The 12,491-nt window shown below is 42.3% G+C and carries 11 protein-coding genes and 3 tRNA genes; all 14 read right to left on the minus strand.

Going from position 1 to position 12,491, the window contains the following annotated elements; genetic code table 11:
* Window positions 1-323 precede the first annotated feature (323 nt).
* Window positions 324-399, minus strand: a tRNA-Asp gene (locus CVD23_RS17920).
* 77 nt (window positions 400-476) lie between these two features.
* Window positions 477-548, minus strand: a tRNA-Glu gene (locus CVD23_RS17925).
* An 8-nt stretch (window positions 549-556) separates the two neighbouring features.
* Window positions 557-632: transfer RNA gene (locus CVD23_RS17930), tRNA-Lys, on the minus strand.
* 166 nt (window positions 633-798) lie between these two features.
* Entirely contained in the window at window positions 799-2,091 is a 1,293-nt protein-coding gene (locus CVD23_RS17935) for an adenylosuccinate synthase (protein ID WP_101579169.1), read from the minus strand.
* Between the two features lie 186 nt (window positions 2,092-2,277).
* Window positions 2,278-3,642, minus strand: coding sequence for a replicative DNA helicase (gene dnaB, locus CVD23_RS17940; protein WP_101579168.1), 1,365 nt, complete (start codon window positions 3,640-3,642; stop codon window positions 2,278-2,280).
* 136 nt (window positions 3,643-3,778) lie between these two features.
* A complete protein-coding gene (rplI, locus tag CVD23_RS17945; RefSeq protein WP_101579167.1) occupies window positions 3,779-4,228 on the minus strand; it encodes a 50S ribosomal protein L9 in 450 nt (149 codons plus the stop codon).
* Entirely contained in the window at window positions 4,225-6,198 is a 1,974-nt protein-coding gene (locus tag CVD23_RS17950) for a DHH family phosphoesterase (protein WP_101666736.1), read from the minus strand. The genes rplI and CVD23_RS17950 overlap by 4 nt, the downstream gene beginning before the upstream one ends.
* 38 nt (window positions 6,199-6,236) lie before the next feature.
* Window positions 6,237-7,172 (minus strand): YybS family protein, encoded by a 936-nt coding sequence (locus CVD23_RS17955; RefSeq protein ID WP_101666737.1) that lies wholly within the window; start codon window positions 7,170-7,172, stop codon window positions 6,237-6,239.
* A 192-nt stretch (window positions 7,173-7,364) separates the two neighbouring features.
* Entirely contained in the window at window positions 7,365-7,610 is a 246-nt protein-coding gene (locus tag CVD23_RS17960) for a hypothetical protein (protein ID WP_101579164.1), read from the minus strand.
* A 109-nt stretch (window positions 7,611-7,719) separates the two neighbouring features.
* A complete protein-coding gene (gene rpsR / locus CVD23_RS17965) occupies window positions 7,720-7,962 on the minus strand; it encodes a 30S ribosomal protein S18 (RefSeq protein ID WP_101658852.1) in 243 nt (80 codons plus the stop codon).
* Between the two features lie 48 nt (window positions 7,963-8,010).
* Window positions 8,011-8,514: a single-stranded DNA-binding protein gene (gene ssb / locus CVD23_RS17970; RefSeq protein ID WP_101579162.1), complete on the minus strand. Its 504-nt coding sequence runs from the start codon at window positions 8,512-8,514 to the stop codon at window positions 8,011-8,013.
* 70 nt (window positions 8,515-8,584) lie between these two features.
* Window positions 8,585-8,875, minus strand: a complete 291-nt coding sequence (gene rpsF / locus CVD23_RS17975; protein WP_101579161.1) for a 30S ribosomal protein S6 — start codon at window positions 8,873-8,875, stop codon at window positions 8,585-8,587.
* Between the two features lie 213 nt (window positions 8,876-9,088).
* A complete protein-coding gene (gene ychF / locus CVD23_RS17980; protein ID WP_101579160.1) occupies window positions 9,089-10,189 on the minus strand; it encodes a redox-regulated ATPase YchF in 1,101 nt (366 codons plus the stop codon).
* Window positions 10,190-10,373: 184 nt separating this feature from the next.
* Entirely contained in the window at window positions 10,374-12,377 is a 2,004-nt protein-coding gene (locus CVD23_RS17985; protein ID WP_101666738.1) for a molybdopterin-dependent oxidoreductase, read from the minus strand.
* Window positions 12,378-12,491 lie beyond the last annotated feature (114 nt).

Consider the following 12,491-nt stretch of genomic DNA (forward strand, 5'->3'; position numbering starts at 1 on the left):
ACCCTTTGCTCAAAAGATCTCACGATCTTTCTCGCAGATTGCCACAGAAGCTTTTCATTGATGTGAGCAATCTGCTCTACCGACTGAGCTACTGAGCCAAATTGTAAGTTGTTCCTAAATTTCAAAATGCTGTTTGACCCTTTGCTCAAAAGATCTCACGATCTTTCTCGCAGATTGCCACAGAAGCTTTTCATTGATGTGAGCAATCTGCTCTACCGACTGAGCTACTGAGCCAAATTGTAAGTTGTTCCTAAATTTCAAAATGCTGTTTGACCCTTTGCTAAAAAAGATCTCACAGCTGAGTTGCTGAGCTTAATTATGTATGGCGGTCCCGACCGGGATCGAACCGGCGATCTCCTGCGTGACAGGCAGGCATGTTAACCGCTACACCACGGGACCGGATTAATCTAAGAGTCTCAGGGTTCAATTTGTTTATTTTGAAAATTGTTAGCCTTAGAGATTGTTGTATTTCAAAATGACCCGTACGGGATTCGAACCCGTGTTACCGCCGTGAAAGGGCGGTGTCTTAACCGCTTGACCAACGGGCCATAATATATGGTGAGCCATGAAGGACTCGAACCTTCGACCCTCTGATTAAAAGTCAGATGCTCTACCGACTGAGCTAATGGCTCGTGTTAAAATAACACTTCATGTTTTTAACGACGTTTCTAATATTACCATAGGAATATTTGAATGTACATATTTTTTTTACCCTATCAAACAGCATGAAAACAATTCCTTTTTTGTTTGAATATAAAAACAGGAAGACCCTGAAAATACGGGCTTCCTGTTTTTTGATTAATGTTGGCGCCATGGGCTGAGGACAACGTTTGTTTGAGAACGGTCCGGTCCTACTGAAAAGATTGAAAGCGGTATTCCTGTCAACTGAGAAACACGTTCGAGGTAATGACGCGCATTTACCGGCAGATCGTCTAAAGATTTGCAGCCAGTAATGTCTTCCGTCCAACCAGGAAGTTCTTCGTAAACAGGCTCACATTTTGCCAACACCTTCAAGCTTGCCGGGAATTCCTCAATCGTTTCTCCTTTATACTTGTAGGCAACGCAAATTTTTAAAGTTTCGATACCTGTCAGAACATCAATTGAATTTAAAGAAAGGTCGGTGATCCCACTGACACGGCGGGCATGGCGAACAACAACACTGTCAAACCAGCCGACACGGCGGGGACGCCCAGTCGTTGTTCCATATTCACGGCCTACTTCGCGAATTTGATGGCCAATTTCATTATTTAATTCGGTCGGGAAAGGACCATCGCCTACACGTGTAGTATATGCCTTTGAAACACCAACGACGTGCTTGATTTTCGTCGGTCCTACACCAGAACCGATTGTTACTCCGCCTGCAACCGGGTTTGAAGAGGTAACGAAAGGATATGTGCCCTGGTCGATATCAAGCATCACTCCCTGAGCCCCTTCAAATAGCACCCTTCTTCCTTCATCAAGTGCATCATTAAGGACAACAGAAGTGTCACGTACATAATGCTTGATTTGCTGTCCGTATTCATAATATTCATCCAATATTTCTTCGATCTTAAACCCTTCCGTGTCATAAATACGTTCCAATAGACGATTCTTTTCTTCAAGATTGCGGGCAAGCTTTTCTTCAAACACTTCCCGATCAAGCAAATCAGCAATCCGGATACCAATCCGGGCAGCCTTATCCATATACGCTGGGCCGATTCCCTTTTTCGTGGTGCCAATTTTATTTGCGCCTTTGCTGTCCTCTTCAACCTCATCTAATTTTAAGTGGTATGGCAAAATAACATGTGCGCGATTACTGATCCGCAGATTATCTGTAACAATGCCTCTTTCATGTAAGTAGGCCAATTCCTTTACAAGTGCTTTCGGGTCGACGACCATTCCGTTGCCGATCACGCAAATTTTCTCTTTATAAAAAATTCCTGATGGGATTAAGTGCAGCTTGTATGTTACACCATCAAAGCGAATCGTATGTCCAGCGTTGTTACCACCCTGATATCGAGCAATTACTTCAGCATTTTCAGAAAGAAAGTCGGTAATCTTTCCTTTTCCTTCATCTCCCCACTGTGTACCTACCACAACAACCGAAGACATTAAAGCACCTCCAAAAAATCATTTTTTAATTTTTTTCCGATTTTAACATCCTAAGTTTATCAACTCTTTCATGGAAAAGTCAATAAAACACGAACATTTTATATTAAAATATTAATATATGTTCGTAAAAATACAAAACTATAAAAAAGGACCAGATAGTTTAACCCATCTGATCCTTATCAATCATTATGCTCCAGGTGGCATTGCTGATCCATCGTAACGCCTTTCCAGGTTTACGAACTTATTATATTCTTTTACAAAGGCAAGCTGAACGGTTCCAGTCGGGCCGTTACGCTGTTTCGCAATGATAATTTCGATAATGTTTTTGTCCTCTGATTCTTTATCATAGTAATCATCACGGTACAAAAACGCGACAATATCGGCATCCTGCTCGATACTTCCCGATTCACGGATATCCGACATCATTGGCCGCTTATCCTGGCGCTGTTCCACGCCACGGGAAAGCTGGGAAAGGGCGATCACAGGAACCTGCAGTTCACGGGCGAGGGCCTTTAAAGAACGCGAGATTTCCGAAACTTCCTGCTGTCGGTTTTCTCCAGAACGGCCGCTCCCTAAAATGAGCTGAAGGTAATCGATCAAAATCATTCCTAAGCCATGTTCCTGTTTTAAACGGCGGCATTTTGAACGAATATCGGTTATCCTGACTCCCGGTGTATCATCGATAAAGATGCCGGCATTTGACAGACTGCCCATCGCCATCGTCAACTTTCCCCAATCCTCATCAGTCAAGGAGCCGGTCCGCAGCCTTTGTGCATCAATGTTTCCTTCTGCACACAGCATACGCATGACAAGCTGCTCCGCACCCATTTCCAAACTGAAGATCGCGATGTTCTCTCCCGTTTTAGTTGCCACGTTTTGGGCAATATTTAAAGCAAACGCTGTCTTACCGACAGAAGGCCGCGCACCGACAATAATTAAGTCATTTCGCTGAAAACCCGCAGTCATTTTATCAAGCTCAGCAAAGCCGGTTGCAATTCCGGTAACATCACCAACGCGATTATGCATCGTTTCGATATTATCATAGGTTCGCACTAATACATCTTTAATATTATGAAAAGCACCAGCGTTTTTCCGCTGTGCGACTTCAAGAATACTTTTTTCCGCTTCCCCAAGGAGGACTTCAACCTCGTCTTCACGCGTAAACCCGTCCTGTGCAATCGATGTTGCAGTGCGGATTAAACGGCGCAGTAAAGATTTCTCCTCTACGATTTTTGCATAATACTCAATATTGGCTGCTGTAGGTACAGACCCTGCCAGTTCACTTAAGTAACTGACTCCGCCTGTGTCTTCCAATAGTTTGGCTGCTGCTAATTCTTCTGTTACGGTGATTAAATCAACCGCTTTCCCCTCATCATTTAACTTTAGCATGACATTAAAAATCTTTTGATGAGCTGCCCGGTAATAATCCTCTGGAATTAATATCTCCGATGCAAGCGTTAATGATGACGGTTCCAGAAAGATTGCGCCAAGAACGGCTTGTTCGGCTTCGAGATTTTGCGGGGGAAGCCGATCTGCAAATAAATCACTCATAATTACAAACCTCCCTTTTTCCAGAGGAATGATTTTTCAAAAAAACCCCAGAAAAAATGTGACCAGCTCAACCGATCACATTAAATGTTTAACTCTTTCATTTTATCATGATTGTTCGGGAATGGAACTGCCAATTTTAGTTTGCTTCTTTCACATGAACATTTAAAGAAGCAGTCACCTCGGTATGAAGCTTCACTGGTACCTTTGTGTAACCCAATGAACGGATCGCATCATCTAATTCAATTTTTCGTTTATCGATCTTAATGTTTTCTTTCTTTTGGAGCTCTTCGGCAATTTGTTTGCTTGTGATTGAACCAAAAAGGCGACCGCCTTCCCCTGCTTTTGCAGATAATTCAACCGTAACCTTCTCAAGCTTTTCTTTTAGTCTTTTTGCTTCTTCAAATTCTTCTGCCGCCTGTTTTTCTTCTTTTTTCTTTTGAGCATTTAAGGAGCTTACATTGGCGTTATTCGCTTCTATGGCTAGGCCCTGCTTAATTAAAAAATTATGGGCGTAGCCATCTGCCACATTTTTGACTTCACCTTTTTTTCCCTTTCCTTTTACATCTTTTAAAAAGATCACTTTCATTTTTTCGTTCTCCCTTCTAAATACTCATCTATCGCTGCTTTTAATCGTTCTTCAGCCTCGTTTATTGTTATATTGGCCAGTTGGGTAGCCGCATTGGTTAAATGTCCCCCACCATCAAGCATTTCCATGATGATCTGGACATTCACATCTCCCAGCGAACGTGCACTAATCCCAATCATATCTTGTGATCGCTTCGAAATGACAAACGATGCTCCAACACCGTCCATCGTCAACAGGGTGTCGGCTGCCTGGGCGATGAGCACCTGGTCATGTATAGCATCTTCATTGCCCCGGGCTATCGCTATTCCGTCATGATAAAAGTCAACCGTTTCTATCAGCTTTGCCCTTCTTACATAAGTATTGATATCTTCCCTCAAAAACTTTTGGACCAAAACAGTATCGGCGCCTTGTCCGCGCAAATAGGAAGCGGCATCAAATGTTCTTGCGCCCGTCCTTAACGTGAAGCTTTTAGTATCAACGATGATTCCTGCCAGAAGGGCTGTTGCTTCGAGCATATCAATTTTTCCACGTTTAGGCTGATATTCGAGCATCTCAGTAACAAGCTCTGCTGTTGACGAAGCATATGGCTCCATGTAAACGAGAAGCGGATTTTCCACAAACTCCTCACCGCGGCGATGATGATCGATAACAACAACCTTATCAATTCGTTTCACAAGCCTTTCATCAATGACAAAAGAAGGCTTATGAGTATCAACAATGACTAACAGTGTATCATCCGTTGCCATTTCAAGAGCTTGATCTGGAGTTATGATACTATCCCTTAGCGCTTCATGATTTTTAATTTCCTCCATAAGCCGCCTGACACCTGTATCAAGTTCTGCACTATCGACAACGATATAACCCTTCCGCTGGTTCATATTCGCGACTTTCTGAATACCGATCGCCGAACCAATCGCGTCCATATCAGGGCTCTTATGGCCCATCACAATCACTTTATCACTTTCAGTAACCAATTCCTTTAAGGCGTGGGAAATCACGCGTGCCCTGACTCTCGTTCTTTTTTCAACTGGATTTGTTTTACCGCCAAAAAACTTAACTTTCCCGTTTGTCTGTTTAATCGCAACTTGATCACCGCCCCGTCCAAGCGCCAAATCCAGGCTTGACTGGGCAAGCGAGCCAAGTTCAGGCAGTGAAGATACTCCTGTTCCAACGCCGATACTTAAGGTGAGCGCTACATTCTGCTTGGAAGTAGCTTCCCGAACCTCATCCAGGACTCCAAATTTCCCTTTTTCCAAAGAGTGGAGAATGCTTTCATTAAAAATGGCAATAAACCGTTCCGAGGAAACTCTTTTTAGAAAAACGCCATTCTCATTTGCCCACTTATTGAGGATTGAGGTAACGAGACTGTTAAGGTTGCTGCGGGTTTGATCATCCATCCCCTGTGTCAGCTCATCATAGTTGTCTAAAAAGATAATGGCAATTACGGTACGTTCATCATGGTACATTTTTTCTATTTCTGTTTGTTCTGTCACATCAAAAAAGTACAGAAGGCGTTCTTCCCGTTTATGAATAACCCTGAATTTACGGTCATGAATTGTGATAATTTCGGTTTCTATTTCCTGCTTAATAATCGGAATCAGCGAATCGGCGGCATCATACAGTGACCTTCCAACGAGTGTATCCTCATGAAAACAAGAGGCAAGAAATGGATTGGTCCACTCAATGATATAGTCATCATTAATGAGCATAATTCCAATCGGCATCTCCATCAGTGCTTCTTCCCCGACCTTTTTGACCCGGTAGGATAAAGTGGAGATGTAATCCTCGGTCTCTTTACGCTGCTTATAATCAAGCATGATCAGTAAATAAAAAGGAAGGGCAACAAGAGCCAACCCAATAACGCTTAAAATCCAATTATAATATGCTAGAACCCCTAGAATCACCACTGTTACGCCCATTAATCCATAAATCAGATACCGTATGGATCTTTTTTCCAAGTAAGAAGGCATTTTTTCAACTCCTATAACAGTAGTGAAATGTCAGTCATCTACTTTATTAAACGCTGTCTTAAATTAAAGCCTATGTCAATTATACCTAATATCCTTACAATATAAAGAACAAAAGGGAACAGGCAAGCAAGTATTGTTACAAAAATCGGAATCGCTTTTGAATAGCCCTTTACGTAGCTTATAAAAAAAATAAATGAAATTCCCTGTAATATCATAAAAAACTGCAGAATATACACCAGGTTCGCAAGTGCCCAGTACCAGTATGTCCCTTCTTCAGGCCTAATCAGCAATGATGCAATTAAAGCAAATAAATAGTACCAAAGCAAGCTTTTCGGCAGCACAAGTTCTCGTAAAGGCTTCCATTTGGGTGGTGTCAGTCCCAGCCTCTGGACTATAGGCATCGAGATTAAATGGATTAAAAATACACTTAAAAACGAAAAAAGCACAAAAAGGCTTGGCATTAAGGTTTCAATCATGTCAATTCCCGATTCAAAGCGTTCAATAACGCGACCATCCGGCTCCTGGCCGAACGATGTAAGCATCTTAATCGACATGTCGACCGATTGACGCAGAATTGTCATTAGCTCTTCAATAAAGTTTATCTGAAACAGGATGACTGCAACGACATACTGCACGATCAAATTAAGAAGGAAAACGAACGAGGCTGCGATAAAAATGACAACTCTGCTCTTTTGCTTTTTAATTAAATATCCGGTTATTAACCCAGTCAATCCAAAGCCCAAGGTTAACGAAATACCAAAAAAGGACCCAACAATGAAAGAAAGCAGTATCGACGCAACCAGGAATACAGCCGAGCTTTTCAATTCATGTTTAGCTGAAAACAATATAAACGGAAATGGTAAAAAGTAATTTATGACAGTGCCGATGACCGGCACATAGAGCGTTATCAGCAATAAGACTGTATAAATGGCAAGAAAAACGGCCCCTTGCGTCAAATTATATACATTTTTCATAATTCACCTCTGATTTATTTCCCCATAAAGTCTATTTTAGCTACTATTAAGAGCACGTTCAACCAAACTGATTTCAAAGCATAAGAAAATGTAAAAAGATCCCTTGTCAGAGACATCCCTCGTATTAAAAGAGAGCATAAAAGAGTGAAAGAGTCACTCTCCTTATGCTCTCTTTTTGATAATGGCTTAATGCTAGCTATTGGTAACTTCAAAAAGATGGCTTTCAACAAAGAAAACAACCTTTTTCTGAAGTTCCGGATCGATCATGTTTGAAGCATATTGCTTTTCGGCTTTAGATACGTAATCACAAATTTGTCTATTCTTGGTGGCTTTTTTGAGTGTTAACTCCCCGTTGAGGAGTTCAATTGCAGCAGCCTGGATGTCTTCTCTATCGGTTAAATAATAAAGAAGACCCGCTATGTAACTTGTTTTATCCATCTAGGTTCCTCCTTTTATTACTCAATAAAAGAATTCCATATAGATGGGAAAATTCCTGCTTTTTTTATAAAAAAAGACAACAGAATATTTCCTGCTGTCTTTTCGTGCATTATTCGCCTGAAACGTATGGCAATAAAGCCATTGTGCGAGCGCGTTTAATAGCAACTGTCAATTTACGTTGGTATTTAGCATTTGTACCTGTTACACGACGAGGTAAAATTTTACCGCGTTCTGAGATGAATTTCTTAAGAAGATCTACATCTTTGTAATCGATATGAGTGATTCCGTTTGCTGTAAAGTAGCAAACTTTACGGCGTTTTGCACGTCCGCCTCTGCGTCCTCCACCTGCCATTTTCATTTCCCTCCTTTATTTCGTTTTTTACCGGTCATTATATGAGTGTTAGAATGGAAGATCATCATCCGAGATGTCGATTTGCCCATTGTTGGCAAATGGATCTTCATCGACACGTGTATAACCTTGGTTGTTATTGTTCTGGCGTTGATTCTGATTATTGTTTCCACCAAATGGGGAGCCTTGTTCCCGCGGGTTATTGTATCCACCCTCGCCTTTGTCACCTGAAGCCCCTCTTGGTTCAAGAAATTGAACACTTTCAGCCAATACTTCAGTTACATAAACACGCTTTCCATCCTGTCCCTCATAGTTGCGGGTTTGAACTCTGCCATCAACTCCAGCAAGACTGCCTTTTTTCAAGAAATTTGCTACATTCTCAGCCGGTTTGCGCCAAACAACACAATTGATGAAGTCTGCTTCCCGTTCGCCCTGCTGATTCGTAAAATTACGGTTAACAGCAAGCGTAAAGGTTGCCACAGGTACTCCATTTGGTGTGTATCGTAATTCGGGATCCTTTGTTAACCGACCCACAAGAATGACACGATTCATCATCAGAATCAACTCCCCTCATCCAGAGAATGTTTCACGTGAAACATTTTACAAACTGGAAATTTTTGTATTCTTATTTATCTTCTTCTTTAACAATCATATGACGAATGATATCTTCACTGATTCTAGCTAAACGAGCGAACTCATCAACCGCAGCTGCTTCAGCGTTGACTTTCAGAATCTGGTAATAGCCATCACGCAAATCATTGATTTCGTAAGCAAGACGGCGTTTACCCCAATCCTTTGTTTCAACTACCTCTGCACCATTGTCAGCTAGAATGCCATTAAAACGCTCAATTAGCGCTTTTTTAGCCTCATCTTCAATGTTTGGACGGATGATGTACATAATTTCGTACTTTCTCATCACTTTCACCTCCTTTTGGTCTACACGGCCCAAATGGGCAAGGAGCAACTATACATTACTCACAAGTTCAAATTATAGCATAGTCATAGCCTAAAGGCAATGATCTGTCAAATAATCTTAAAGCCTTTATATTTGTTTATATTTATGAGCTTAAGCGAAAACCCAGTGAATGAAAATAGCCCTGCAGCAAGTACAGGGTTATTTGTGCAACTATTAAACGTTAAAACGGAAATGGATAATATCGCCGTCTTTAACTTCGTAGTCTTTTCCTTCTAGACGGACTTTTCCTGCTTCTTTTGCAGCTGTCATACTGCCGGCCTCAATAAGGTCATCGTAAGAGACTATTTCGGCACGGATAAATCCTCTTTCAAAATCCGAGTGGATAACTCCGGCACATTGGGGTGCTTTCATTCCTTTTCGGAACGTCCAGGCACGAACTTCCTGTACACCTGCTGTAAAGTAAGTGGCTAAACCCAACAAGTTATAAGCTGCGCGGATTAACTGATCCAAACCAGATTCTTCAATGCCCAGCTCCTGCAAAAACATCGCCTTTTCTTCGCCTTCAAGCTCGGCAATTTCAGATTCAATTTTCGCACAGACAACGATAACCTCCGCATTATCCTCTGCAGCGAATTGTTTCACCTTCTGGACATATTCATTCGAGGATGGGTCTGCCACATCATCTTCATCAACATTTGCCACATAAAGAACGGGCTTAATCGTCAGTAGGTGGAGCCCTTTGACAACTTTCATTTGTTCTTCTGTAAACTCAACTGTGCGCGCTGGTTTCTCTTGTTCGAAAGCTTCTTTCAGTTTTTCAAGAATTTCAAGCTCATACACAGCATCTTTATCTTTTTGCTTGGCCATCTTTCCAACGCGGCCAATCCGCTTTTCAACGGACTCCAGGTCAGCTAATATCAGTTCTAAATTTATCGTTTCAATATCATCAATTGGGTCTATTTTGCCGGACACATGGGTAATATTATCATCCGCAAAACAGCGGACAACCTGGCAAATTGCATCAACTTCACGAATATGAGAAAGAAATTTATTTCCTAATCCCTCTCCTTTGCTGGCACCTTTCACAATGCCCGCGATATCAGTAAATTCGAAGGTGGTTGGTACTGTTTTCTTTGGGACAACCAGCTCTGTTAATTTATTTAAGCGATGATCGGGAACTTCGACTACCCCGACATTCGGATCAATCGTACAGAAAGGATAATTTGCCGCCTCTGCTCCTGCCTGCGTAATTGCGTTAAACAAAGTAGATTTACCAACATTAGGCAAGCCTACAATACCTGCTGTTAAAGCCATCCAGGTTCACTCCTCAAACAATAGTTTTATCTATTCAAATCCGTTTCCGGGTACTAATCAAGCCTCTCACAATTATAGATAGTACCAGATAAAAACACAAGCCCGATAAGCGGGCCTGTTGCTTTTACGAAAACAAGCACCCTCACTTTTAACCGCAAGGGTGCTTGTTATTATGGCTATAGCTTTACACCTTTTCCACATTGACAAGGCAGTCATAAACCGTACTGCCAAGCCCATTATCCGATACATCACTTGATGTAAGCAGATTGACGGCACCGCCATATTTCCGGCCGGTTCCTTCATCGATATTGATTGTACCAGGATGGGCCTGCTTCATGATCGAGACATACCCGTTTAACTCCCCACGCTCATTCCAGACTCTGACAAAATCATTATCTGCAAGTTTCCTTTTTTTAGCAATGTCTGGTGAAACCTCTACTTTAATGCGCTCTGGACCATTCAATAAATGATAGTGCTGCGAATGGTTGGAACGAAGCGGATGAATCGACAGTAAAGTGAACGGGTATTTTTCAGCCAACTCTGGCTGGCTCCATCTTGATTCATGCGGCAAGGAAAGGGAGAGCTCTCCTTGCCTGCCTTTTTTAATCGCTGCAGCAGAAAGGAATTCATATTTTCCGCTTGGCGTTTTAAAAATGCGCTCTCTCCAGGGTACTGTATCCACAGGCAGCTCCGCAAAAGAATCCTGTTTAATTTTTTCTAGAGTAACACCCTCTCCAGATAAGGATTCCAAACCAAGTTCCAGCCATTCTGATCTCGTATGAGCGAATTCAGCACCAAAACCAAGGCGGTTAGCCAGCTCTGTCCAAATCCATAAATCCGATTTAGCTTCCCCTGGAGCATCAACGAGCTTCGGGCCGTAATTTGCGTAATGATGGTACATAGAAGAATAGTAGATATCCTCCTCCTCAAAAGCTGTCGTTGTCGGTAGAACATAATCAGCTAGTTCAGCTGTATCAGTCATAAACTGGTCAATTACAACCAAAGTCTCTACCGATGTAAACGCTTGTCTGACCCGGTTTGTGTCAGGCACCTGTGTCAGCGGATTTCCGCATGTTACGATAATCATTTTTATTTCCGGATCCTTCGCAGCCAAAATAGATTCAGCTTGTTTCATCATCAAAAATTGCCGGGATGCCGTTTTTTTGTGAGCTGAACTTAAGGCTTGAACATTAAAGCTCTGTCCCACCTGCCGGTTCGCATAATTTGCGCCGCCGCCTTGAATGCCGACGTTTCCGCTGACTGCCACAAGTGCATCAAGGAGACGGATCGTATTGCCGCCATTGGCATAACGCTGCATGCCCAGTCCAAAAAAACTTGAGGTCGGGCCTTCACTGTATAGAACAGCCAGCTCAGTTATCGTCATGACAGGAACGCCAGTTAACTCGCTCACTTCATCAATGCTTATCGTCTCTAAAACTTCTTCCAAATGTTTAAACCCGATCGTATGGTTTTTGATAAAGTGCCTGTCTTCGAGTCCCAATCTCAGCATTTCTTTCATGATTCCGGCGGCGAGAATGCCATCCATTCCGGGCTGAATAGAAATGTATTGATGAGCGATTTTCGCCGTCGCGTTATAAATCGGATCAATGACGATCAGCTTCGCACCATTCCGTTTTGCGTTTTGCAGATTTTCAAAAAAGTGCATATTGGTTCGGGCGACATTCCGTCCCCAAATAACAATCTGTTTGCTGTTGATTAAATCTTCCGGTCCATGGCTATAAGCATCACCAAAGTCCCATGATTGGCCCTCAATCCCCGATCCCCAACAAATAGAGCCAGTGATTTCAGTAACCCCGCCGTAGTTGTTAAAAAAACGGCTGTCGAGATTTTTCAGCAACCCGCCATTCGCATAATCATGGCTATGAAGGACAGAGGTGGTTCCGAAGCTTTCTTTTAAATATTGAAGCTTGGCTGCAATCTCATTAAGCGCCTGATCCCAGGAAATTCGCTCGAACTGCCCATTTATTTTTTTGAGCGGATACAAAAGACGTTCACTAGAGTTCGTCCTTGCTTCGAGCATTCTTCCGCGGCCGCAAATTTTACCTTTGGTAATTGGGTGGTTTGGATTGCCATCGATTTTTTTCACTTTTCCTGCATCCACTGTTACATGAAAGCCGCAGTTATCCCAGCAATTTAACGGACAGGCTGATTGAACAATTTCCGCCAATTCTCTCTCATCTCCCAGACATTTATTCTTTTTACAGGATAATCTATTCTTACAAAATAGAGTAGGCGCATGAACAATTTCATGCGCCTCTCACAGATCCGTACGTGCGGGTCA

The sequence above is a fragment of the Bacillus sp. V33-4 genome (assembly GCF_002860225.1).
GTDB classification, from domain to species: Bacteria; Bacillota; Bacilli; order Bacillales; family Cytobacillaceae; genus Bacillus_BJ; species Bacillus_BJ canaveralius.